General features: G+C 66.4%; 22 protein-coding genes. 13 read left to right on the forward strand and 9 right to left on the reverse strand.

What is annotated here, in order from left to right; all coding sequences use genetic code 11:
- The first annotated feature begins 21 nt into the window (after nucleotides 1-21).
- From KF688_18825 to KF688_18855, 7 genes are all read left to right on the forward strand, one after another.
- Complete coding sequence (locus tag KF688_18825) at nucleotides 22-570, forward strand: Uma2 family endonuclease (GenBank protein MBX3427740.1); 549 nt, start codon at nucleotides 22-24, stop codon at nucleotides 568-570.
- Between the two features lie 67 nt (nucleotides 571-637).
- The gene (gene sufD, locus KF688_18830) at nucleotides 638-1,957 is read left to right on the forward strand and encodes a Fe-S cluster assembly protein SufD (GenBank protein MBX3427741.1); all 1,320 of its coding nucleotides are present in this window, start codon (nucleotides 638-640) and stop codon (nucleotides 1,955-1,957) included.
- A gap of 401 nt (nucleotides 1,958-2,358) precedes the next feature.
- Complete coding sequence (locus KF688_18835; GenBank protein ID MBX3427742.1) at nucleotides 2,359-2,682, forward strand: Rieske 2Fe-2S domain-containing protein; 324 nt, start codon at nucleotides 2,359-2,361, stop codon at nucleotides 2,680-2,682.
- Between the two features lie 38 nt (nucleotides 2,683-2,720).
- Nucleotides 2,721-3,038 carry a metal-sulfur cluster assembly factor gene (locus tag KF688_18840; GenBank protein ID MBX3427743.1) on the forward strand — a complete coding sequence of 106 codons (318 nt, stop codon included), beginning with the start codon at nucleotides 2,721-2,723 and terminating at the stop codon, nucleotides 3,036-3,038.
- A 74-nt stretch (nucleotides 3,039-3,112) separates the two neighbouring features.
- A complete protein-coding gene (locus KF688_18845; GenBank protein ID MBX3427744.1) occupies nucleotides 3,113-4,165 on the forward strand; it encodes an ATP-grasp domain-containing protein in 1,053 nt (350 codons plus the stop codon).
- On the forward strand, nucleotides 4,162-5,172 hold the full coding sequence (locus tag KF688_18850; GenBank protein MBX3427745.1) for a hypothetical protein: 1,011 nt from the start codon (nucleotides 4,162-4,164) through the stop codon (nucleotides 5,170-5,172). The genes KF688_18845 and KF688_18850 overlap by 4 nt, the downstream gene beginning before the upstream one ends.
- Nucleotides 5,169-5,810 (forward strand): hypothetical protein, encoded by a 642-nt coding sequence (locus tag KF688_18855; GenBank protein ID MBX3427746.1) that lies wholly within the window; start codon nucleotides 5,169-5,171, stop codon nucleotides 5,808-5,810. Before KF688_18850 ends, KF688_18855 begins: the two co-directional genes overlap by 4 nt.
- 4 nt (nucleotides 5,811-5,814) lie before the next feature.
- Here the strand turns inward: KF688_18855 and KF688_18860 are convergent, their stop codons facing one another.
- Complete coding sequence (locus tag KF688_18860; protein ID MBX3427747.1) at nucleotides 5,815-7,092, reverse strand: hypothetical protein; 1,278 nt, start codon at nucleotides 7,090-7,092, stop codon at nucleotides 5,815-5,817.
- Nucleotides 7,093-7,223: 131 nt separating this feature from the next.
- Between KF688_18860 and KF688_18865 the strand changes: the two genes are divergently transcribed.
- On the forward strand, nucleotides 7,224-8,231 hold the full coding sequence (locus KF688_18865; GenBank protein ID MBX3427748.1) for a fatty acid desaturase: 1,008 nt from the start codon (nucleotides 7,224-7,226) through the stop codon (nucleotides 8,229-8,231).
- A gap of 66 nt (nucleotides 8,232-8,297) precedes the next feature.
- On the opposite strand, the gene KF688_18870 is transcribed toward KF688_18865, so the two are convergent.
- Entirely contained in the window at nucleotides 8,298-9,611 is a 1,314-nt protein-coding gene (locus tag KF688_18870) for a DUF1598 domain-containing protein (GenBank protein ID MBX3427749.1), read from the reverse strand.
- A 528-nt stretch (nucleotides 9,612-10,139) separates the two neighbouring features.
- Between KF688_18870 and KF688_18875 the strand changes: the two genes are divergently transcribed.
- Together KF688_18875 and KF688_18880 are read left to right on the forward strand one after the other, a co-directional pair.
- On the forward strand, nucleotides 10,140-12,182 hold the full coding sequence (locus tag KF688_18875; GenBank protein ID MBX3427750.1) for a sigma 54-interacting transcriptional regulator: 2,043 nt from the start codon (nucleotides 10,140-10,142) through the stop codon (nucleotides 12,180-12,182).
- A gap of 194 nt (nucleotides 12,183-12,376) precedes the next feature.
- On the forward strand, nucleotides 12,377-12,907 hold the full coding sequence (locus KF688_18880; GenBank protein MBX3427751.1) for a chemotaxis protein CheX: 531 nt from the start codon (nucleotides 12,377-12,379) through the stop codon (nucleotides 12,905-12,907).
- 48 nt (nucleotides 12,908-12,955) lie between these two features.
- Here the strand turns inward: KF688_18880 and ndk are convergent, their stop codons facing one another.
- Nucleotides 12,956-13,417 carry a nucleoside-diphosphate kinase gene (gene ndk, locus KF688_18885; protein ID MBX3427752.1) on the reverse strand — a complete coding sequence of 154 codons (462 nt, stop codon included), beginning with the start codon at nucleotides 13,415-13,417 and terminating at the stop codon, nucleotides 12,956-12,958.
- A gap of 176 nt (nucleotides 13,418-13,593) precedes the next feature.
- Between ndk and KF688_18890 the strand changes: the two genes are divergently transcribed.
- Nucleotides 13,594-14,436, forward strand: coding sequence for a deoxyribonuclease IV (locus tag KF688_18890; protein ID MBX3427753.1), 843 nt, complete (start codon nucleotides 13,594-13,596; stop codon nucleotides 14,434-14,436).
- 55 nt (nucleotides 14,437-14,491) lie between these two features.
- Here KF688_18890 and KF688_18895 read toward each other — a convergent pair whose 3' ends face one another.
- The 6 genes from KF688_18895 to KF688_18920 all read right to left on the reverse strand — a co-directional run bounded on the left by KF688_18895 (nucleotide 14,492) and on the right by KF688_18920 (nucleotide 20,495).
- On the reverse strand, nucleotides 14,492-15,802 hold the full coding sequence (locus KF688_18895; protein MBX3427754.1) for a metal ABC transporter permease: 1,311 nt from the start codon (nucleotides 15,800-15,802) through the stop codon (nucleotides 14,492-14,494).
- The gene (locus tag KF688_18900; protein ID MBX3427755.1) at nucleotides 15,799-17,109 is read right to left on the reverse strand and encodes a metal ABC transporter permease; all 1,311 of its coding nucleotides are present in this window, start codon (nucleotides 17,107-17,109) and stop codon (nucleotides 15,799-15,801) included. Before KF688_18900 ends, KF688_18895 begins: the two co-directional genes overlap by 4 nt.
- On the reverse strand, nucleotides 17,106-17,870 hold the full coding sequence (locus KF688_18905; protein MBX3427756.1) for a metal ABC transporter ATP-binding protein: 765 nt from the start codon (nucleotides 17,868-17,870) through the stop codon (nucleotides 17,106-17,108). The genes KF688_18900 and KF688_18905 overlap by 4 nt, the downstream gene beginning before the upstream one ends.
- A 131-nt stretch (nucleotides 17,871-18,001) precedes the next feature.
- On the reverse strand, nucleotides 18,002-19,021 hold the full coding sequence (locus tag KF688_18910; protein MBX3427757.1) for a zinc ABC transporter substrate-binding protein: 1,020 nt from the start codon (nucleotides 19,019-19,021) through the stop codon (nucleotides 18,002-18,004).
- A complete protein-coding gene (locus tag KF688_18915; GenBank protein MBX3427758.1) occupies nucleotides 19,018-19,359 on the reverse strand; it encodes a hypothetical protein in 342 nt (113 codons plus the stop codon). The genes KF688_18910 and KF688_18915 overlap by 4 nt, the downstream gene beginning before the upstream one ends.
- Nucleotides 19,356-20,495, reverse strand: coding sequence for a DUF1559 domain-containing protein (locus tag KF688_18920; GenBank protein ID MBX3427759.1), 1,140 nt, complete (start codon nucleotides 20,493-20,495; stop codon nucleotides 19,356-19,358). The genes KF688_18915 and KF688_18920 overlap by 4 nt, the downstream gene beginning before the upstream one ends.
- 228 nt (nucleotides 20,496-20,723) lie before the next feature.
- On the opposite strand from KF688_18920, the gene mntR reads away from it, so the two are divergent.
- Nucleotides 20,724-21,146 (forward strand): manganese-binding transcriptional regulator MntR, encoded by a 423-nt coding sequence (mntR, locus tag KF688_18925; GenBank protein MBX3427760.1) that lies wholly within the window; start codon nucleotides 20,724-20,726, stop codon nucleotides 21,144-21,146.
- Between the two features lie 219 nt (nucleotides 21,147-21,365).
- Nucleotides 21,366-21,956: a GNAT family N-acetyltransferase gene (locus tag KF688_18930; GenBank protein ID MBX3427761.1), complete on the forward strand. Its 591-nt coding sequence runs from the start codon at nucleotides 21,366-21,368 to the stop codon at nucleotides 21,954-21,956.
- Nucleotides 21,957-21,977: the final 21 nt, after the last annotated feature.

Raw genomic sequence — 21,977 nt, forward strand, 5'->3', positions numbered from 1 at the left:
GATCGGCAAAGGAGTTTAACGGTGAACACCTTCAATCCGCTCGACTTGCTGATCTCCGAACTCTACTCTGTCGACGGGAAAGCCGAGATTGTCGATGGCAGGATCGTCGCTATGAGTCCGACCGGAAGTCGCCCAAGCCGAACGAGCGGTTTGATCTTCGCCAGCCTGTTGGAAGTTGAGGAGACTGCGAACGGTCGGGCGTATCCAGACAACGCCGCGTATATGGTCGACCTTCCCTGCCGGAAGTCTTTCAGTCCCGATGCCTCATTTTTTACGGGGCCCGATTCGGGGATGAAGTTCTTGGAGGGAGCGCCTGACTTTGCCGTCGAAGTTCGTAGTGAAAACGATTACGGTCCTGCTGCCGAACGAAAGATTGCCGCCAAGCGGGCTGACTATTTCGCCGCCGGAACGAAGGTTGTGTGGGACGTTGATTTGCTGAGCGACGAGGTCATTCGTTCTTATTGCAGCCAATCCCCCGATTCGCCCCAGATTTTTTGCCGCGGCGAAGTTGCGCGTGCAGAGTCTGCAGTGCCGGGTTGGATTGTCTCCGTGGATTCCATCCTGCGGTAGCACGGCAATTCGTCCGGTGCTGTTCGCCGCTTCATTTTTTTGACCGCCCCGAGTTGGGCTGCTTGGCATGACTGCTGCGACATTGAAGACGACTGGTTTCACTCGCGAGGCGTTCGACGCTTGGCTCGCTTCGCGCGACGAGCCAGGGTGGCTCGCCGATTTGCGGCGCGACGCGTGGCGGCGGTTCGAGTCGCTTCCGATGCCTTCGCGGACCGACGAGGAGTGGATGCGGACCGACGTTCGTCTGTTCCGGCTTGATCGGTACGCTCTGCCGAGCGACCTGCCGGCTGGCGTCGTCGCGCCTGCGGCGGTGCTGGCGGCGGGGGTGGAGTTGGGAGGGCGCGCGGTCTCGCTGAATTCGCGACCCGTCTCGAGCGACCTTGCCCCCGAACTGGCCGCCAAGGGAGTTCTGTTCGGCAGTCTCGACCAATTGGTCGCGGAGCATGGCGAACTGTTGCGGCCGTACATTGAACGGCACGTCGTCGATCCCGGTTACGACAAGTTCGCGGCCCTCAACGCGGCCTGCTGGAGCGGCGGTTCGGTGCTGTTCGTCCCGGCAGGGGTGCGCGTCGAGCAACCGCTGCACGCCCTGGCGGCCATGACCGACGGGGGGGTCGATCTGTCGCGGACGCTCGTCATTCTCCAGCGCAGGGCCGAGGCGACGCTGCTGACCGAGACGGCGAGTACGGGTGCGCAGGACTCCGGATTCCACTGCGGTTCGATCGAACTGCTGGTCGAACCCGAGGCCCGGCTGCGGTACGTCAATTTGCAGAACTGGGGAAGCGGGGTTTGGCATTTCGCCCACCAGAAGGCCCACGTCGCCCAAGCCGCGGGGTTGCAGTGGACGATTGGCGCCCTCGGCGCGCGGCTCGCCAAAGTGAACCAGCACGTCGCCCTGACCGGCCAGGACGCCGAGGCCCAGGTCAACGGCGTCATGTTCACGCACGGCAAGCAGCATTTGTCGTACAACACCCACCAGCACCACCAAGCGGCTTACTGCCGCAGCGACCTGCTGTACAAGACGGCGCTTCAGGACCAGTCGCGCACCGTGTGGCGCGGGATGATCAAGGTCGACGAGGGCGCCCAGCGGACCGACGCCTATCAGCGGAACGACAACCTGATGCTGTCCCGCGACGCCCGGGCCGATTCGATCCCAGGATTGGAGATCGAGGCGGACGACGTCCGCTGCACGCACGGCAGCACGGCGGGCCGGATCGACGACACGCAGGTGTTTTACGCGATGACCCGCGGCTACACGCGGACCGAAGCGATGCGGATGATCGTCGCGGGGTTTTTTCAGCAGGTGTTCGACAGGATCGCGATCGAGAGCGTTCGCGAAGCGCTGGGGCGGGCGATTGGGGATCGCGTGCGGGCGATCTCGGAGTAGGCGACTTGAGCGCCGCGTTCATGTCTGTCGACAGACGTGAGCCTGATAAGTCAGAGATCGCCATGGGTACGTCGGAAGACCACCGTGACCATGGGGCCCGGCGAGCAGACATGCGATCGTGGGTATGCGACCGGCTGCGGACCCTCTGGGCATCGTAGATATCACGAAAGCAACTTCAGAAGCCCGACCAACACGATTACAAAAACGCACAGCGAGAGGATGTACCAATAGCACCCAGAAGGTTCTCCGGGTTTCATGTTGACCCGGAACAGAGGTATATGCCGTTCCATAGCTTGCGCTTCGCGATTGAAAGCAAATGTCGGCGGACTCTGAAAGCGGGAGTTAGCGGCAGATCGAACTCCAAGAGTGAATCATAGCTGACGCCCCCGTTTCAAGAGAGCATGAACGAATTTCAAGCCGTGGCCTGTGTCGCCGATGTTCCTGATCCAGGTTCGCAACTGGTCGAGGTCGGCGATCGGCTGGTGGTGCTCATTCACGCGGCCGGGCATTGGTACGCGCTGGACGACGTTTGCACCCATGACGGGGGGCCGCTGTCCGACGGACCGGTCGACCCTCGACAGGTCTCGATCGCTTGTCCGCGCCATGGGGCGCAGTTCAGCGCCGAAACCGGGGCCGCGCTCACCATGCCGGCGACCAAAGCGACTGTTGCGCACGAAGTGCAGATCAACGGCGACCGCGTCTTAGTGCGGCTGTCTGACGCCTGACAATCGCCAGCCATGCGACTCTCGATAAGGAGCTCCTCATGCCTATCGCCGAAGACGCCGTTCGCGAGGCCCTCAAGTCGGTCATCGACCCCGAGTTGTTCGTCAACGTGGTCGACCTGGGGTTGATCTACACGGTCAACGTCGCCGAGCAAGACGACGGAACGTCGAACGTCGACGTCGAGATGACGATGACCAGCCCCGCGTGCCCCGCCGGGCCCCAACTGTTGGCCCAATCCAAGGAGGCGGTCGGCCGGCTGGAAGGGGTTGGCGCCGTCGACGTGCGGCTGGTGATGCATCCCCCGTGGACGCCGGATCGAATGACCGAGGACGCGCGAGATCAACTCGGCATTTTTTGAGCGTCTCGTCTTAGCGTCGCGATCGATCACCCTTCCCATTTCGCCCCCGGCCATCGGCCGGGGGTTATGTGCAAATGCACGTTTTCGTTTATGAATGGATCACCGGCGGGGGGCTCGTCGAACAAGCGGGGCGACTGCCGGAGTCGTTGCTGGCCGAGGGGACGGCGATGACGGCGGCCCTGACGGCCGACCTGCTAGCCATCTCTGGCTGCCGCGTGACGCGACTGGCCGATCACCGCTTGAGCGAGCCGCTGGCCGAGCGGGAGCGCGTGATCGAGGTCCACAGCGAGTCGCATCGCCGCGCGGAGTTCGCCGTCGCGGCAGCGGAGGCCGATTACACCGTCGTTATCGCCCCGGAGTTCGACCGCATCCTGATGCGATCCTTCCGCGCGGCGCTCGAAGCAGGAGCCCGACCGTTGGGGGGCTCGGCCGAATTCATCGCCCTGGCGAGCGACAAGCAGCGAACGGCCGGCCGGCTGGCCGCCGCCGGCGTGTCGACGCCCGAGGCGGTGCTCGTGCCCGCGGACGCCGAGCGGTTGCCGCACGACTTCCGTTACCCGGGGGTGCTCAAGCCGCTCGACGGGGCGGGCTCTCAGCACACGCTGCTCGTCGAAGGCCCGCAGGACGAGCCCCCCCCCTATCCTTGGCCGCGACGGTTGGAACGCTACTGTCCGGGGCGCGCGGCGAGCGCGGCCTTTCTGTGCGGGCCTGCCGGCGCCGTGGCGTTGCCGCCGTGCTGGCAGCACCAGTCGACCGACGGACGGTTTGCTTACCGAGGCGGCGCCGTGATCGACGATCCCGCGCTCGCGGCGCGAGCCGTTGCACTGGCCGAGCGGGCCCTCGCCGCGTTGCCCGCAGCGTACGGATACGCGGGAGTCGACCTTGTCCTGGGGGATGCTGCGGACGGCAGCGACGATGCGGCGATCGAAATCAATCCGCGGCTGACCACTTCCTACGTCGGCCTGCGGGCGGCCGTCGAGGGCAACTTGGCGGAAGCGATGATCGCCGTCCACCGGGGCGAATCGACGACCATGCGACCGCTCGAACTGTCGGTCGAGTTTACTGCCGAAGGAGGCGTCACGACCAAGCCTCGGCTGCAAGCGACCGCCGCGGGAGAGGGAGCATGAGCTGGCTCGCCCTTGACGTCGGCGGCGCCAATCTCAAGGTCGCCGATGGCCTTGGCTACGCAGCCGCGCGGCCGTTCGCGCTGTGGCGTGCTCCCGAACGATTGAGCGAGGAACTGGCGGCGCTCACGGCCGCGGCGCCCCCGGCGACTCGCTGGGCGGTGACCATGACCGGCGAGTTGGCCGATTGCTATTCGAGTCGCACCGACGGGGTCCGCGCCATCCTGGCCGCGGTCGAGACGGCGGCGGCGGGACGCGAGACCTGGATTTATCGCACCGACGGGCGCCTCGCTCCCCCTCCCGCCGAGGCGGAGTTGTTGTCGGTCGCCGCCAGCAACTGGCGTGCGCTCGCAGAGTATACGTTGCGGTTCTGTTCGACCGGGCGGGGGCTGCTTGTCGACATAGGTTCGACGACCGTCGACGCCATCCCGCTGGTCGACGGTCGCGTCGCGGCGCGCGGAAGCGATGACTTCGGGCGGTTGGGCGCCGGGGAACTCGTCTACACGGGGGTCGAGCGAACCCCCCTCTGTGCGGTCGTCGACGCCTTGCCGATCGACGGGCGCGAGTGCCCTGTCGCGGCGGAGCTGTTCGCCACGACGGCCGACGCGTATTTGCTCTCGGGCGATCTGCCGGAAGAACCGTCAAATTGCGACACGGCGGACGGCCGGCCGCGGACCCGCGAGCACTCCCGGCGCCGAATCGGACGTATGCTTTGCAGGGAAGTTGACGACGCGGCGGCCGCTGCATGCGCCCGTCGGGCCTGCACGGCGCAGCTCGACCAACTCGCCGGCGCGGTCCGACGCGTGGTCGCCGAGCTTGGCGGGCCGCTTGGCGTCGTCGTGCTCAGCGGACATGGCGAGTTCTTGGGGCGGCGGTTGCTCGAACGGTTGGAACTGCCCGACCCGCAACCTCGCGTCCTCTCGTTGGCAAGCGAACTTGGCGCCAGCGCGTCGCGCTGCGCCCCGGCCCACGCCCTGGCGGTGTTGGCGCGAGAAGGTTGTGAACGATGACTAGCCCCTCCTGCATTCGCGTGGTGAAGGTCGGAGGGAGTCTCTTTGATCTGCCCGACCTTCCCGAGCGATTGCTCGCATGGATGGAGCGGCAGACGCCTGCTCACCATGTGTTGGTGGCCGGAGGGGGCGAACTGGTCGAGACGATTCGCAAATGGCACCGGCAGCGGGCCCTCGACGCGACCGCCGCGCATTGGATGTGCGTCGATCTGATGACGGTCTCCGCTCATTTTTTGCACGATCGCCTGCCGCAGGTCCCCCTGGTCGAGGACGACCGGCTGTTGTGCCAGCGGGTCGGCGAGCAAGGGGTCACGATCTTCGGTCCGGCTCCCTGGATGCGCAGCGCCGAGCCGGCGCTGCCGGGGGTGTGGCTTCCCAGCGACTGGGTCACGACCAGCGACGCCATCGCCGGCCGTTTGGCCGTGGCGTTGCGGGCGCACGAGTTCGTGCTGATGAAGTCGGTGCTTCCTCCGCGCCGCAGCGGCTGGGAGTTGAGCGCGTTGGCTGCATCGGAGTTCATCGACCCGATCCTCGCCCAAATGGCGCCGGAGCTTCCCACGACCCGGTTGGTCAATATGCGTTCGCAACCGCCGGCCGAGGGGCGCGTGTCGCGCCCCGGCGAGGCGGCGTCGCGGTGACGATTCAGTGCTGCGCTTCGCGCGCCTTGTGAGCCCTGCCCAGCCAAGACGCCAGCAGGATGGACGCCCCCGCGACGGGAAGCATCCATCGGGCGTAGCCCGTCGCAGTGGAAAGCTGACCGCACCAAGCGGCGATCGCGTCGCCGACTCGCTTGAGCACCGTGTCGGCGAAGGCCTTGGCCCGATACTTTTCGTCGGGCGCCACCGTGGTGAACAGGACCTCGCGCGCCGGCCCCGCGAACGCGAAGCTGACGCACCGCTGCAGGACGTCGAACGCGCCCAGCAGCCACAGTTCGGAGTATCCCAGTCCCAGCACCGCGAACCCGGCGAGGTAGACGATCGGAGCGACCGCCAGCGTGGCGCCGACCCCGGCAGTGCGCATCAGCCACGACACGCCGACGAATTGCCCGAGGAGCGTCAGGCCGTTTTGGTACAGGTTGAGAGCGGAAAACCACTGACGCCGCTCCGCTTCGTCGGGAAGCTGCTGGCGGACCAGCTCGAGCATCTGCACGTAAACCCCGGTCGCGTTCACGCACGCCAAGACGATCGTGACGCCAATCGCCGCCAGAAACGGCGAACGGGCGACGTCGATTGCGCCGCGGAACGCCGAGAACGGATCCTCGGCCGGCACGCTCTCATCGGGAAGATCCCCCTCGTCGGGAGAGGCGTTCGCGGCGCGGCGCAGTCGATTGCCGCAGGCGATCGACCCGACCAACAGCGCCGCCGAGGCCAAGAGGACGTCATGCGGTCGACCGAATCTGACGAATGCGTCGCAGAGGAGCGAGCCGACGATTCCCCCTGTGGTTCCCGCAGCGGCGATGACGCCGAACAGCCGTTTCCCTTGGGCGCTGGTGAAGCTGTCGACCGCGACGCTCCAAAACAGAGTCACTACGTAGAGATTGAACACGCTGAGCCAAACGAAAAAGACCCGCTTGAGCGCCAGCGGGGCCGGGTCCCCGGCGTGGGCCAGCCCCCACCAAAGCCCCAGGAGATTCAACACGAAAAAACCGTCGACGACTGTCAGCAGGCGGCGTCGCGGCAGGGCGGCCACGACCAGCGAATAGATCGGCGTGGCGACGACCATGGCCGCGAGGGTCCAGACGAACGACCAAGCGAGCTCTGCGGAGCTGAACCCGGCCCCGTACGCCTCGCGGACCGGCCTCAGCACGTAGTACGAGGCGAGCACGCAGAAGAAACTCCCCGCTCCCCAGGCAAGCGGCCAAGCCTCGCCGGTGCGGACGTCGACCAAGGGGGGGCGGCGAGTGTGCGGATCGGACGGCATTGTGCGGGTCGGGCAAACTCGACGCAGGGTCGGCGGCTTGGGGCGTTCCCGCGGCGCGGGTATACTTGGGGACGACGACCGATTGTGACACTCCGCCGCAGCGGCCTCAATTCGACTGATTCGAGATTCTCATGGCCACGATTGATTCCGAAACGCTCCTCGAAGAGGACGTTGCCGTCTCGGACGACCCGACCGCGCTGAAGCCCGCCGACGAGCGCACGCTCGAATGGCCCGAGTCGACGGTCAATCCCGTTCAAGTCCGCTGGCGGTACGCGCTGGGCATTCCGCTGATTCACGCGTTGGCGTGTCTTGCGTTCTTTCCGTACTTCTTCAGTTGGACCGGCGTCGTGCTGGCCGTGTTGGGGTTGTACGTGTTCGGCACGCTGGGGATCAACTTGTGTTATCACCGCCTGCTGACCCATCAGGGGTTCGTGATGCCGAAGCGGCTGGAGCACTTGCTGGCGATCCTCGGCGTCTGCACGCTGCAAGACACGCCGGCCTGCTGGGTCGCGATGCACCGGATCCATCACCGCCACAGCGACGAGCGACCCGACCCCCACAGCCCGCTGGTGACGTTCTTGTGGGGGCACTGCGGGTGGTTGATGTTCAAGAATCGCGAGTTTCTGAACGTCAACTACTATCAGCGTTTCACCCGCGATCTGCTGCGAGACCCGTTCTATCTCAAGCTGGAACGGGGAGCCAAGTGGTTGTACGTCTATCTTGGCAGCATGCTTTTCTTTTACGGAATCGGCTTCGCGATCGGGGCCGCCTCGGGAGGGCTTGCCGCGGGGGTTCAATTCGGCGCCAGTTTAATGGTGTGGGGCGTCTTTGTGCGAACGGTCGTTACGTGGCACATCACCTGGAGCGTCAACTCGGTGACCCACGTGTGGGGCTATCGCAACTACGAGACGAGCGACAACAGCCGCAACAACGTGCTGGTGGGCCTGTGGAGCAACGGCGAGGGGTGGCACAACAACCACCACGCCGACCAGCGCGCCGCCGCTCACGGCCACAAGTGGTGGGAGTTCGACGTCACCTGGTTGACGATTCGTCTGTTGGAAAAAATCGGCTTGATTCGCGACGTCATCCGTCCCCGATCGTGGCAGGAACCGAAGACCAGACCCGCCCCCGGCGCATGAAAAAGCCCCGACCTTCCGGCCGGGGCTTGTGAACTGTGCGGATTGATCGGGACGTCGCGGCGGGCGTCAGTACGCCCCGTTCGCCGCGGCGAACTTTTCGCGGACTTCGGCCAAGGCTGCGACTGTCTCGTGCTTCTCGACGATCTGCCAGGGGAGCATCTCGACTCCGCCCGAGGCGGTCACGATCCAGTTGCGGCCCTTCTTCAGCAGCGTCGCCTTGCTGGAGGTCTGCGTAGCCGCCGCAAACCGGGCTAGGGGCAGCTCGCCCCGCAATTGCGGCGCGTCCAGTCCGGCCCGCTCGAACATCTGTTCGCGTTCGACCAGGGCGCCGACGACCGCCAGGTCCATCAGGTTTCGCAACTGGCCGAAGGTCGAGTCGTGCGCTGCCAGTTCCTCGTAGGCGGCGGTCATCATCGCGGCCCACTTTGCGGCAAGCGGGTCGCTCTGACCGGTCCGCTGTCGCTGGCCGTCGGCCGCGACGAATTCGCTTTCGCTGAGGCACTTCACCCCGGGACCGCGCAGTTCCCACGACAAGCCGTCGGCCGTTTGCGCGAGCGGCTCGTAGCTGGGCGCCAGCCACCACCGCGGGGTCATCGTTGCGCTGCGGCCGCTCATCATTTGAACGAAGCTCGGCAGGCCGCCGACCGGCGCCGGCTCGAATCCCATCGCGATCCGCTTCATCCGAAAGTCGGCGGCGACCATCGTGCGGGCGAACCGACTGGTTGCGGGGATTCCGGTCACGGTGATCCGCTGCGGTCCAAGGGCCTCTTCAACGGCCGTTGCGGTCTCGTCGGGATCGCCCATTCTCGACATCCGCGCAAACAGGGCCTGAGCCCGGGCCAAGCCCTCGGGGCTTGGATCAATCGAGCACGTGATTGGCTCGAGTCGCGACGGCGCTCCGCTGCGGAGGCCCGCCAGCAGGTCGTCGAGCAGAATGACCGGGCGATTCGTCGTGGCGCCGACGACGTTCCCCAAGCGGTCGATTTTCCAACCCTCGGCCGGGCCCACCAGCACGACATCGCCGCGCTCGGGGAAAGCGAACACGTAGCGCACCCGCTGCAGGCCGGCGACGTACGCGACCGCCGCAGGGACGTCCTTTCCTTCGGCTGTTGCTTGGGCGATCGACGCTTCGAGCCATTTCAGCGAAACGGCCCGCAGTTCTTCGTACTTCTCCAAGTCCTTCGGGACGCCGAGGTCGATTCTGGCGCGGGCGGCGGCGAGAGCCTCTTCCTCGGCTTGGGTCGGGGCTTCGAGGACTCCGTCGGCGTCGACCGAGACCCCGCCGACGGCACTGGGGAAGATCTGAGCCCCGGCGCCGGATGCAAGGCACGTCGCAGCCACGGCGACGACGAGGATCCCGCGAGAAAGAAGCCTCAACATGAACGCGTCTCCTAATCCGGCCCCGACCCGCACGCACGGGCGCGCGGGGTCGGAGGACCGGAAATGAACCCGGGAGCGCCTGCAGCCGGGGCGGCAACCGCCTGGCTGTGGGCGCAAAATCTGTTCCGTTGGCGGGGCACGCGCCGGCGTCGACGCCGAGTCCTGCCGCTCCACTCAGCCTAGTTGCTAACCCTTTGGCATTCAACAGTTTTGCCTGCCGCGCGGGCCGTCGTGACGGGCCTGAGCCGGCGCGGGCGGCACAATCGGCGCGTCCGGACCGGTCGGAATCGCCGGGCCCAGGCCGTTCCGCTCCCGGGCGATCGTCCGTGACCGGGACGATACGTCGTAAATCCAAGCTATTTCGGCGTTTGCGTGGCTGCCAGCTTGAACCCCGATGGCGTTGCGGAATAAGGTGATAGAGGGGGACCAAGTCCGCCTGAGTGTGGCAGAATTGAACAACTTCCCCGGGCGCACCCCGCCGCCGCCGCGCCACGCAGCCCGTGGTGCTCGACCTCAACGCCGCTGAGCATGGCCAACGCCTACCTGATCACGCGCGAGGGCTCCAAGTGGGCCGACGTCATCCGGCTCGTGCCGGGCGAGTCGGCGACCATCGGCCGAGCCCCCACCAACACGATCGTGATCAAGGACGAGCGCTGCAGCCGTAATCACGCCGAGGTGTTCCAAGCCGGCGGCGTCTGGAAGCTGCGCGACCTCGACAGCCGCAACGGCACAATCGTCGCCGGCGAGCGCGTAGTGCGGGACTACGACTTGCAGCCGGGCGATATTGTCCAAATCGGCAGTTCGCATTTGGCGTTCGTCGACGATTTGGCCAGCGCCTTTCCCGATACGAGCACGCTTCTCAAATCTTCGCGGCTGGTCGAGGGAAACACGGCCGAAATCGTGCTGCCCGTCGATCCCGACGAGGAGAGCGTGTTCGACGCGTTCGAGCCGACGACGATTACGCACCGCAAGGAACAGACGCGGTTTCTCGACGCGTCGTCGATCGACGAGGCCGAGGATTCGAGCCCCAAGATCGGCCGCGCCGCGGCAAAGTTGTGTCGGCTGGCGTTTGAACTGGCCAAGAGCACCGACGTCGTGTCGCTGGCGAATGTGGCGCTCGAGGGACTGTTTTCCGGCACGCAGGTCGACGCCGGCGCCGTCTTGCTTCGCCGCCGCGACGCCACCGGCCAACGCAGCGGCGAGGAGCTCGAGGTCGTCGCCTCGCGCAGCGAGAGCAGCCACTCGTATCATCGCGTTTCGGCGTTTCTGGCCGCCACCGTAATGCGCGACGGTCAGGCGGTCATGGCCCGCAACGTGATGGACGACAGCCAACTGGGCAATCGCGACAGCCGCGGCGAGATCCTCGCTACGAGCGTCATCTGCGCCCCGGTTCGCATGGACGGGCGTCTGTTGGGACTGATCCACCTCTATTCGACCGATCCCGAGCGCAGTACCGACCCTGAGGATTTGGAGTTCACCCTGGCCGTGGCCGACACGGTGGGCGTGGCGTTGCAGAATCTCAGCAAGCGGCAGGAACTGGCCGAGAACCTCAATCAGATCCGTACCGAGAATGTGCAGCTTCGCGAGCAATTGGGGGTGCAAAGCGAAATTGTCGGGGGCAGCGAGGTGATGAACCGCGTCGCCCAGCAGATCGGTCGTGCGGCGCCAAGCCGAGCCACCGTGCTCATCCGCGGCGAAAGCGGCGTCGGCAAGGAACTGGTCGCCCGGGCGGTTCACTTTTCCAGTCCGCGAAAGAAAGGTCCCTTCGTCTGTCTCAACTGCGCTGCGCTGTCCGAGACGCTGCTGGAGAGCGAGCTGTTCGGCCATGAGAAAGGGGCCTTCACCGGCGCCACCGAACGGAAGATCGGCAAGTTCGAGCAGGCGAATCGCGGGACCCTCATGCTCGACGAAATCGGCGAAATGAGTCCCACGATCCAAGCCAAGTTTCTGCGCGTGTTGGAAGGGCATCCGTTCGAGCGCGTCGGCGGCGCCGAGCAGATCAAGGTCGACGTCCGCACGATTGCCGCCACGAATCGCGATCTTGAGAAGGACGTCGCCGAGGGGAAATTCCGGCGCGATCTCTACTTCCGCCTGCACGTGCTCGAAATCATCGTCCCGGGGCTGCGCAAACGGCCCGAGGACATTCCGCTGTTGGCCGAGTACTTTCTTCGCAAGTTCAACGAAGAGACGGGCCGCAAACTCAAAGGCTTCACGCCCCGCGCGATGGAGGAGATGCTCCGCTATCGCTGGCCCGGCAACGTCCGGGAGATGAAGAACGTGATCGAACGGGCCGTTGTGTTGGCCCGGGGCGAGTACGTCGATCACGACGATCTGGTGTTGTCGCACCTCAAGACGGCCGGCGACACCGAGGTCGGCTACGAACTGGGCGAGCGACACGTCGGCTACGAGCCGGCCTCGCTGGTCGACGTCGAGCGGGCCCACATCCTGCGGACCCTCAATGCCACGCATTGGAACAAGAGCAAGGCCGCGTCGATCTTGGGGATCGAACGCTCGACGCTTGACCGCAAGATCAAGCGCTACCGCCTCAGCGACGACCGAGCCCGGTTCTGAGCTTCTTCGGCTTGCGGCACAGCAGCGGGCGCAGCGGGCCGGCTGTGCCGGCTGTAGCGTGCGGGGAGCCGCGTTTTTCCGGTTCTCGCCAGGCGAGGAGGGACGCCCCAGGCAATTGGCTATCCCATACTTTGCCAGCGCCGCCTGAGGCGGCGGCGCCGTTTCTGTTCCCATCCGATGTACGCGAGTCCGTTATGAGCGCCGCCCTTGCCGAGCGACAGTCTTTGGAAGCCGTCAGCGTCAATGGCGTGCTGTTCGACAGCGTTCAGACCGCCGTCCGAAACGCAATGGACATGTGCGGCGTCAAGATTCGCTGCACCGGCGTGTCGAGCGTCCCCACCGCGCAAACCGGGATCGTCACGGGCATGATCGGCGTGCACGGCAAGGTGACCGGGTTCGCCACGGTGAATCTTGCCGAGCAGTTCGCCGTGCGAGCGGTCGAGGGTCTTCTTGCCGACAAGTTCGACAAGCTCACGTCGCAAGTCGTCGACGGGGCCGGCGAGATCACCAACATCATCGTCGGCGGCATCAAGTCGGGGCTCGCCAAGACCGAGTGGGGATTCTCCCACATCACGATCCCGTCGGTGCTGGTGGGCAATAATCTGACGATCGCTTACGCCCGCGGGCTGGATTTTCTGACCGTCAGCTTCGAGCACGACGACCCCGAGGCGGTCCGCCTGGAAGACCGCATGATGCACGTCAGCCTGTCGCTGCTGACCCTATAGGGTCGGCGCGGCTGACGAGCGAGAGACCTGCGGAGCGATTCAGCCGGCCTACGCTTCGTCTGCCGCGCGCATCCACTTCGTGATCGTCGGCGTGTCTTCGCACAGTTCTTCGGGTTTGAAGTAGAGGGCGATCTCGCGGGCCGCGGCTTCTTCGCCGTCCGAGCCGTGGACGAGGTTCATCTGCCGGCTGCTGCTGAAATCGCCGCGGATCGTGCCGGGGGCGGCGTTCAGGCCATTGGTGGCGCCCAGCATGTCGCGGACGACGCGGATCGCTTCGAGCCCTTCGAGCACGGCGGCCACGACGGGGCCGCCGGTGATGAACCCCTCGAGCGTCGGGTACCAGCCCTTCTGCACGTGCTCGGCATAGTGCTGCTTGGCCAGTTCGGGGGTAATCCGCAGCATCTTCATCGCCACGACGTTGAGCCCCTTGTCCTCGAACCGGGCGAGGATGCGCCCCATCAGGCGGCGTTGAACGCAATCGGGTTTCAGCAGAATAAACGTGCGTTGCATGGCGAAACGGTCCGTGGTCAAGAAAGTCCGAAGAATGGCGGTCGAAACGATCGTCGCTGGTCTCCGCCCGCGGCGAACGCGAATTGTAAGCCAAGCCCTCTCTCCCCTCAACCGCCCCCTGTGCGCTGCGGCTGCGAGCCGCTAGCTTGGGCCGCATGGCACTGTTGGGCGCCCACATGTCGATCGCCGGCGGCTATTACAAAGCCGTCGAAGCCGCCTCCCGCGTCGGATGCGATTGCGTGCAGTTGTTCACCAAGAACAACAACCAGTGGCGGGCCAAGCCGATCGCCCCTGCCGAGGCCGAGCGGTTCAAGGCCGCGCTGGTCGAATTGGGAATCGCGCATCCCATCTCGCACGACTCGTATCTGATCAACCTCGGCAGCCCCGACGACGAGTTGTGGACGAAGTCGATCGACGCGACGGTCGTCGAACTGCAGCGGGCCGAGCAACTCGGGATCCCCTACGTCGTCGCCCATCCCGGGGCGTACACCACCAGCAGCGAGGCGGCCGGGATCAAGCGGATCGCCCAGGGGCTCGACGAGGTTCACAAGCAATCCCGCGGCGTCGCGGCGATGATCCTGCTTGAGACGACCGCCGGCCAGGGGAGCAACCTCGGCTGGCGGTTCGAGCACCTTGCGGCGATCCTCGATGCGGCGCGGCAACCCGAGCGGCTGGGAGTGTGCTTTGACACTTGCCACGTCTTCGCGGCGGGCTATGCGATGGGGACGCAGAAGGATTACCGGGCGACGATGCGGGCGTTCGATCAGTCCGTCGGCCTCGACCAGATCCGTGCGTTCCACCTCAACGACAGCAAGGCGAAGTTCGGTTCGCGCGTCGATCGCCATGCGGCGATTGGCCGGGGCGAGATGGGGATCGAGCCGTTCCGGTTCCTGGTGAACGATCGCCGCTTCCGCCGCGTGCCGATGTATCTGGAAACGCCCAAAGGGGAGGAGAACGGCGTCGACCTCGATGTGATCAATCTCGCTACGCTGCGCGGATTGATCGCGAAGCGAGCTTGAACGCTCGTGGCGCTCTCGGCGTTGCAGGAAAAAGCTGAAGCCGCAGCCGCCCGGGTTAGTTGGGGATCTCGCGCCCGTGCGGGTCGGTCCGCGCGTCGTCGAGCTTTTGCTCGAGCGACTCTTTCATCGTCGCGTCGATGTAGTGCTCGACCCGATCAGCCGGGGCGTGGACATGGTCGAGCGGCAGGCCGAGGTGCTGGACGAGGTAGTTTTCCCACAGGCGGTGGGCGCGGACCAATTGCCGCGCCGCGTCGCGTCCCGCAGGGGTGAGCTCCAGCCGACCGGTCGTCTGCGTCACCTGTCCGGCACGCAGCAAGCCGGCCAACCCGCGACGAGCGAGCAGGCCGCCGCCGACGGCCGCGCAGGCCTCAGCCGCGGCGAGGCGATGCTCGGTTCCCAGTTCTTCCAGTCGGTACAGCACTCCCAGCAAGTCGTCACGCACCACGGCCAAGGCGAGCCGAGCGTTGCGGACCACGGCGCTGAGGATGCCGTATTGCGGCGAGAGCAGCACGGCCAATCCGTAGAGCCCGCCGGCGACGACGGCCATCATGCCGGCGATGTTGACGTCGAACCACGCAGCCAGGGCGTATCCGAGACCGCTGCACACGGCCCCGAGCGCCGCGGAGAGAAAGACCATCGGTCCGAGCCGATCGACCAGGAGGTGGGCCGTCGCCGCGGGGACGATCAGCATCGCCACGACGAGGATCGACCCTACGGCCTCAAACGACGCAACTGCCGTGATCGCCGTCAGGGCCATCAGCAGATAGTGGAGCAGCCCCGCGGAGAATCCCATCGTTTCGGACAGCGCGGGGTCGAACGAACTGAGCTTCAGCTCTTTCCACAACAGCGCGACGATCAGCAGGTTCATGGCAAGCACGACCCCGCCGACGACCAATGCCCGGGGGAGTTCGACCCCTGCGATCGTGACCACGTACAGCGGCGTCAGTTCGAGGGCGCCCTCGAAGACGCATTGCTTGTCGAAGTGGACTCCCTTGACCTGCGTGATCAGAACGACCCCCAGCGCGAACAGCGACGTGAATACGACCCCCATGCTTGCGTCGGCGGGGACGCGAGCGTAGTGATGCAGCGATTGCGTGAGGGCGGCGGTCGCCAGACCCGCCACGATGGCGCCGACGAGCAACGGGCCCACGGAGTACGATTGGGTGATCAGAAACGCCGCGGCGATCCCGGGCAACACGGCATGCGAGATTGCGTCCCCCATCATGCTCATGCGCCGCAGCACGAGGAACGACCCGAGCACCGCGCAGGCCGCGGCCGTCACGGCTCCGGTGGCGATGATCGCCGCGGCGTCGGACACCAGCCACGTCGGCCACCCGACGGCCAAGGCAGGAGAGCAGCCGGTCATGGCGCGTCGCCCCCCATGCGATGCGGCGACGGGGGGACCGTGGGCGCGGCGGCGGCTTCGGCCGCGGTTTCGGCAGCCAGTTCCGCTTCCAACTCCAACAGCACGGCCGGCGGCAGCAGGTGCTCGACGTCGTCGGCCGAGCGATCGACGTGATCGGCCGCGGCCCCCGCGACCCGCATCATGTAAAGTTCCCACAGCCGATGCCGGCGCGTGGCTTCCGCGGCGGCGCGGATTCCCAGGGGTGTGAGCGTCACGGCGTCGCCCCGATATGCGAGCAGCCCCTGCTCCTGATTCGCCGAGAGCAGACGTCGCAACCGTGCCGGGCGCCAGCCGCGGTTGGCCGCCAGCGCGGCGAACGGGATCATCGGGGTCTCGGCGAGTCGCGGCTCGGCCAGTTCGTACAACGACCGCAGCAAATGGTCCTGCGCAACGCGCCGTCGCAGTCGCTGCTCGTGGACGAGCCGGGCGATCATCCCCTGCTCGGGGGCAAACAGCAGCGAGAGGACAAACAGCGTTGCGGCGGTCAGCACGATCGCCGGTCCCGCGGGTACGCCGTGCCCCAGCCGCGGACCGACTCCCCCGGCGACGACGCCCAGCGCCCCGGCCAACAACAAGAGCGTGTGAAGCCGATGGGTCCACATCCTTGCCGTCGCCGCGGGCAGGATGATCATCGCCGCCATGAGCACGACCCCCACGATCGGCAGTCCCGCAATCGTCACCGCGGCCACCAGCGTCATCATCGCCAAGTCGAGGCGCGTCGCGGGCCACCCCTGCGACAAGGCGAAGTCGGGATCAAACGCGACCAGCTTGAATTCCTTGAACAGCAGCGCCAGCGTCGCTGCGGAAGCGATTCCCACGGCGCCGATCAGAGCCAAGTCGCTGGTGAGCATGTTGCCCGGCTCGCCGAACAAGAAGGAGGTCAGTCCCGCGCTGTTGCCGCTCGCGGTCGAGCGGGTCGCCTTGGACAACAGCACGACCCCCAGTCCGAAAAAGGTGCTGAGCATGACGCCGATCGCGGCGTCCTCCTTGGTTCTTGTCCAGCGGATGACCAGCGTCATCAGGCCGACCGCCGCCAACCCGCTGGCCAGGGCGCCGACCGACAGCACGGCGAGGCTTCGCGAGCCGGTGAGCAGAAAGGCCAGCACGACTCCCGGCAACGCGGCGTGAGACAGCATGTCGCCCAGCAGCGAGCGACCGCGCAATACGGCGAGCGCGCCGATGGCGCCGGCGATTCCCCCCAGGGCCGCTGTACCCACGGTCACCTTGGTCGACAGGCTCAGGGCGAACATGGCATCGGGGACGTTCATCGCACGGCTTCGCCCTGCCGCATTGCCTCGGCGGCCGCATCGAGGATTGTGAGCCGGCCGCCGTAAGTCTTCTGCAGGTTCTCGGTCGTGAAGGTCGACTCGACCGGCCCGCACGCCACGAGCCGCATGTTGAGCAGGATTACGTAATCGAAATACTCGCGGACCGTTTCCAGGTCGTGGTGGACGACGAACACGGTGCGACCGTCGCTGCGGAGCGACTGCAAGAGCGCGACGATCGCCGACTCGGTCGCCGCGTCGACGCCGGCGAACGGTTCGTCGAGAAAGTAGATCCGCGCTTGCTCGGCGAGCGCCCGGGCAAGAAACACCCGCTGTTGTTGCCCGCCGGAAAGTTGCCGGATTTGCCGTTTGGCGAACGGCAGCATGCCGACCTGGTCGAGGCTGCGCGCGGCGGTCTCGCGCTCGCGGCGTCCCGGGCGTCGGATCCAGCCCAACCGACCGTAGGTCCCCATCAGCACGACGTCTTCGACGGTCACGGGGAAATCCCAGTCGACGCTCTCGCGCTGCGGCACGTATCCCACCAGATGCCGCTGCTCGCGGTAGGGTTTGCCGTAGATCTCGACCTTGCCGCTGGCCAGCGGCGTGAGCCCCAAGGCCGCCTTGATGAGGGTCGTCTTCCCTGCGCCGTTGGGGCCGATGATTCCCACCAGTTTTCCCTCGGGCACGATCAGGTCGACGTCCCACAACACGGGCCGACGGTGATAGGCGACGGTCATGTCGTGGATTTCGAAGGCGGGAGGCATAGGAGGATTGGTGCTTGGCGGGAACTGGTTGGTTGGCGGGCGTTCCTGGTGTTGCCAGCGGCGAAGGACAGCTCAGGCTTGCGGTGGATAACTTCTTGGGGCCGAGTTGCGTGAGAGAGGTCCTTGCCTTGTCACTTGCTCAGCCCTTCGACAATGACTCGAACGTTGTGTCGCAGCATGCCGGCGTAGGTCGCGGCGTCGCTGTCGGGGGCGCCCAGGGCGTCGGCGTACAGCGGTTCGTCGGGGAGCACGAGCGCGAACCCACGGGCCCGGACCGGTTCGACCAGCGCCTGCACGACCCGCGGAGCCACGGCAGACTCGACGAACACGGCCGGGATCTTTCGTTCGATAATCATCCGTTGCAAGTCTTCCTGCCGGCCTAGATCCTTCTCCTCTTCGGTGCTGATCCCCTTAAGACCGTGGACCTCCAAGCCATATGCGGCGCCAAAGTAACCGAAGGCGTCGTGGGCGGTGACCAACACCCGGCGTTCGGCGGGAATCTCCGCGATCGCGGCCCGGCACTCGGCGTCGAGCGACTCAAGCTCGGCGACGTACGCCGCCGCGTTCGCAAGATAATGCTCCGCATGAGCTTCGTCGAACTCGGCGAACGCCGCCGCGACATCGCCGGCGCACGTCGCCCACAGCGCCGCATCGTGCCAGACGTGCGGATCGTACAGCCCGGCGAACTCCGGCGGTTCGCGCAACCGCGGATCGTTGCGTTCGACCAAACCCGCCGCGACGGCGAGCGTGAATCTCCGTCGGGCAAGTTGCTCGAACAACTCGGCCATCCGGCCTTCCAGGTGGAGCCCGTTGTAAACGATCGCGTCGGCCCGCCGCAGCCGCGACACGTCGGAGGCGGCAGGGCTGTACAGGTGGGGGTCGACTCCCGGCCCCATGAGGGCCTCGACGCGGACCCGCTCCCCCCCGATGCGGCGCACCAACTCGGCCACCGGGCCCGTCGTGCAGACGACATGCACGGGCCCCGCGCCGGCGTAATGATGCACGACTTGTCGTTCGTCGGCATGGGGCCCCGCGGCGCCGCTCGAACAGCCGCCGCCGACCGCGATGCAAGCCGTCGCCACGACGGTTGCGACTGTGCCGAACAGGGCCGATGCGGTCGCGCCGGCTGCGGGTGAGCGGGCAGAGTTCATTTCGCCGGGCGGACCTGGTGTTGCATGAGCTTTCGGGCCGCGGTGCGTGCGGCGGCCCACTCGCCGCGCCGGGCGTCCTCGAGCATGTCGCCGAGCCGCTCGGCTTCGCTCGGCGAGAGTTTTCCCGCGGCGACCAGTTCGTCGATTTTCGCCGCCGCCGCGTCGATCTTTTCGGGGGCCTCGCGATTGGCCAGCGCATAAATCGCAGTCGCCGTTTCGTATCCTTCGGCGCTCAGCGGGGGTTCGCCGCAGCCCGCCGCGACGAGCGGCAGAACCAACGGGACGGACCGGAGGATGCGCCGCACGCGGCGCTGCGGGCAGCAGTGCGATGCAGTCATAGCTCGCCGCCCCCGACTTCGCCCTCGTTGATGCTCGAGTACTCGGCCCACACCAGCAGGTTGACGTCCTCGGAAACGAACCGCACCGAGGCGTCGCCGAGGGCCACGTTCCCGCCGCCGGCGTGCTCGGCGTACATCTGGCCGACGTGGAGCGTCGGAAAGTTCACCGGATGAATGATCGGCAAGCCGGTGATGTCCAATTCGCCCCCCGACGGCCCGCCATGCACGAGCACCAGCGTCGCGGCCGCATCGTCGCCGTTGGCCGGCGATTCCAATTTGGGAAGCGTCAGGGCGCCCGGCACGACGCCGACCCAGGTCTTGTCGCTCAGGAGCGAGGAATGCTCGCCGAAGAAGATCGTTTGCGACGTGCCGTCGGTGATTTCGCGGAGCGTGATCTGCGAGTTGCGATAGAACGGCCCGTCGGCCACGATCTTTACGTCGCCCCGATGCTCGACGACGGTCGTCGACCCCGAGTAGATGTCGGTGAAGACGAGGGCGTCGTTCGCGGCGCCGCATTCGCCCCAACACGACTCCTGACCGTGACTGGCCACGTAGTGCGAACGTCCGAGCTCGACCTGACGACCGCCGATCGTCAGCGGGGCCCCCTGGGGGTCGGTCACAAGGAACGGCTCTCGCTCGCCGGACGACGACGGGCAGAGGAACGACTCGATCTGCGCGCGCACCAGCGGGGCGAACTCGGCGATCCACAGCGGATCGTCGAGCCGAATCTGCTGGCCGATCGCGGTCTGTTCCATGTAGGGCAACAGATGGGCGGCCCAGCCCCAGCCCGGGCCCGCGTCCCATGTGTCCGGGTCGCGATCGGCTCGCGGGGGCTGCTCCAAGCTCCGCGACGCGTACCCTGGCGGCAAGACGCGCCGAGCCGCTTCGTGGTTGAGAGTCGCCAGACCGATCTGCCGCAGGTTGTTCGCGCACTGCGAGCGGCGGGCCGCCTCGCGCGCCGCCTGGATTGCCGGCAGCAAGAGCGCCACCAGCACGCCGATGATCGCGATGACGACCAACAGCTCGACGAGCGTGAAGCCCCGCGCGCCACGAACAGCGGCGCGGGGCCGACCGGACGATCGCAACGCCGAGAGCGAAAGCGAGGAGGCGGGACGACACTCCGTCAGACGAACCATGACACGACTCGCGGGCAAGGAGCGGGGCGCTGGGCGAGGGAAATGTAGCCAGTGCTACAAATCTGCGGAAAGTGTAGCCGCGGCTAAATTCGCCGTCAAGCGGGTTGGCGCCGTCAAAAAATTGCCGTCCTTGGTCGTCAGTTCTCCGGCTCCTGCCTATACTGCCTGCGGAGGCTTGTCCGAACCGGTCGGGCCGTTCTTCTTTCGCCCTGGCTCCTTGCGTGTGCGATGCCCCGCCCTGCCCCCGCCGCCGCCGACCCGCATCGCCGCACCCGGGACGATCACGCCCAAGAGACGGCCGAGGACTACGTCGAGGCGATTGCCGAGGTCCACGCCGCCGAGGGGCGTTGTCGAGTCATTGATCTCGCTCGGCTGTTCGACGTGAGCCACGTCACCGTCAGCAAGGTCGTCGCCCGGCTGCGCCGCGAGGGGCTGGTCGAGGGGGAGGCCTATGCCCCGCTGACCTTGACCCCTCGAGGTCGGCAGCTCGCCGACGAGTCGCGTCGCCGGCACGAGATCGTCTACAATTTTTTGCGCGCCATCGGGGTGAGCGCCCGCGTCGCGGCGATTGATACCGAGGGGATCGAGCACCACGTGAGTCCCCAAACGCTCGAGTGCTTCCGGAAGCTCACCGCCAAGATGCAGGGTTGATTCGCTGAATTTCCAGGCGGAGCCCCCCCGCAAACGCGGGATTGTCGATTCGGTTGCGGTTTGGCAGTTTGGCGTTCCGCCTCATTTCTTCTCCGGTTCGAGCCGTTTTGTTGGCCGAATCGGCGACAAGTGGTATCCTTGCGGAAGCCAAACCGTCCCCCCTCGGGGTCGGTCCGCCAAACCTGCCCGCGCAATCGGTCCCGCACACCTCGCCCGCATATGCGCACCTTCAGCTACCGGTACTACAAACGGTTCCGGATGGAACTCGATCTGCGCCGCTGGCGCCGGCCGACTGCCGCCGTTTGGTCTCCCGAGTACCGGCTGGTCCCCTGGTCCGCCGCTTTGGTCGAGTCTCACGGCGAAGTCAAGTTTCTCAGCTTCCGGGACGAGTTGGACGCGGTCGTCTTTCCGTGCCTGGGGCAAATGAACAGTTGCATTCGGCTGATGGAGGAGATCAGCCGGAAGCAGGGGTTCGTCCCCGAAGCGACTTGGCTGGCCGAGTACGTCGGCGCCGGGCCGAGGCTGGCGGAGTACTGCGGCACGATCCAGGCGATACGCATCAGCCGCTCGAAGGCCAACCTGCAGAACATCGGCGTCACCCCCCTCCACCGGGGCCACGGGGTCGCCAAGGCCCTGCTCGTGGCCGCCTGTACCGGGCTGCAGCAGGTCGGCGTCTCGCGAGTCGCTCTCGAGGTGACCGCCGATAATCAACTGGCGATCGGCTTGTACCGCCGCATGGGCTTCCGCACGGTGAAGACCCTCTACAAGGCGGTTGAACCGGACATGCCGCCGAACCCGGCGGCAGTGTAAGGGCGTCGAACTCGCCCGCGA

This window comes from Pirellulales bacterium, from assembly GCA_019636345.1.
Lineage (GTDB): Bacteria > Planctomycetota > Planctomycetia > Pirellulales > Lacipirellulaceae.

Bases quoted from the DNA above. Each gene is read 5' to 3' on its own strand.
- sufD (MBX3427741.1), top strand. From the start codon at position 638: ATGACTGCTGCGACATTGAAGACGACTGGTTTCACTCGCGAGGCGTTC.
- KF688_18835 (MBX3427742.1), top strand. From the start codon at position 2,359: ATGAACGAATTTCAAGCCGTGGCCTGTGTCGCCGATGTTCCTGATCCA.
- KF688_18840 (MBX3427743.1), top strand. From the start codon at position 2,721: ATGCCTATCGCCGAAGACGCCGTTCGCGAGGCCCTCAAGTCGGTCATC.
- KF688_18845 (MBX3427744.1), top strand. From the start codon at position 3,113: ATGCACGTTTTCGTTTATGAATGGATCACCGGCGGGGGGCTCGTCGAA.
- KF688_18850 (MBX3427745.1), top strand. From the start codon at position 4,162: ATGAGCTGGCTCGCCCTTGACGTCGGCGGCGCCAATCTCAAGGTCGCC.
- KF688_18855 (MBX3427746.1), top strand. From the start codon at position 5,169: ATGACTAGCCCCTCCTGCATTCGCGTGGTGAAGGTCGGAGGGAGTCTC.
- KF688_18860 (MBX3427747.1), bottom strand. From the start codon at position 7,092: ATGCCGTCCGATCCGCACACTCGCCGCCCCCCCTTGGTCGACGTCCGC.
- KF688_18865 (MBX3427748.1), top strand. From the start codon at position 7,224: ATGGCCACGATTGATTCCGAAACGCTCCTCGAAGAGGACGTTGCCGTC.
- KF688_18870 (MBX3427749.1), bottom strand. From the start codon at position 9,611: ATGTTGAGGCTTCTTTCTCGCGGGATCCTCGTCGTCGCCGTGGCTGCG.
- KF688_18875 (MBX3427750.1), top strand. From the start codon at position 10,140: ATGGCCAACGCCTACCTGATCACGCGCGAGGGCTCCAAGTGGGCCGAC.
- KF688_18880 (MBX3427751.1), top strand. From the start codon at position 12,377: ATGAGCGCCGCCCTTGCCGAGCGACAGTCTTTGGAAGCCGTCAGCGTC.
- ndk (MBX3427752.1), bottom strand. From the start codon at position 13,417: ATGCAACGCACGTTTATTCTGCTGAAACCCGATTGCGTTCAACGCCGC.
- KF688_18890 (MBX3427753.1), top strand. From the start codon at position 13,594: ATGTCGATCGCCGGCGGCTATTACAAAGCCGTCGAAGCCGCCTCCCGC.
- KF688_18895 (MBX3427754.1), bottom strand. From the start codon at position 15,802: ATGACCGGCTGCTCTCCTGCCTTGGCCGTCGGGTGGCCGACGTGGCTG.
- KF688_18900 (MBX3427755.1), bottom strand. From the start codon at position 17,109: ATGAACGTCCCCGATGCCATGTTCGCCCTGAGCCTGTCGACCAAGGTG.
- KF688_18905 (MBX3427756.1), bottom strand. From the start codon at position 17,870: ATGCCTCCCGCCTTCGAAATCCACGACATGACCGTCGCCTATCACCGT.
- KF688_18910 (MBX3427757.1), bottom strand. From the start codon at position 19,021: ATGAACTCTGCCCGCTCACCCGCAGCCGGCGCGACCGCATCGGCCCTG.
- KF688_18915 (MBX3427758.1), bottom strand. From the start codon at position 19,359: ATGACTGCATCGCACTGCTGCCCGCAGCGCCGCGTGCGGCGCATCCTC.
- KF688_18920 (MBX3427759.1), bottom strand. From the start codon at position 20,495: ATGGTTCGTCTGACGGAGTGTCGTCCCGCCTCCTCGCTTTCGCTCTCG.
- mntR (MBX3427760.1), top strand. From the start codon at position 20,724: ATGCCCCGCCCTGCCCCCGCCGCCGCCGACCCGCATCGCCGCACCCGG.
- KF688_18930 (MBX3427761.1), top strand. From the start codon at position 21,366: ATGCGCACCTTCAGCTACCGGTACTACAAACGGTTCCGGATGGAACTC.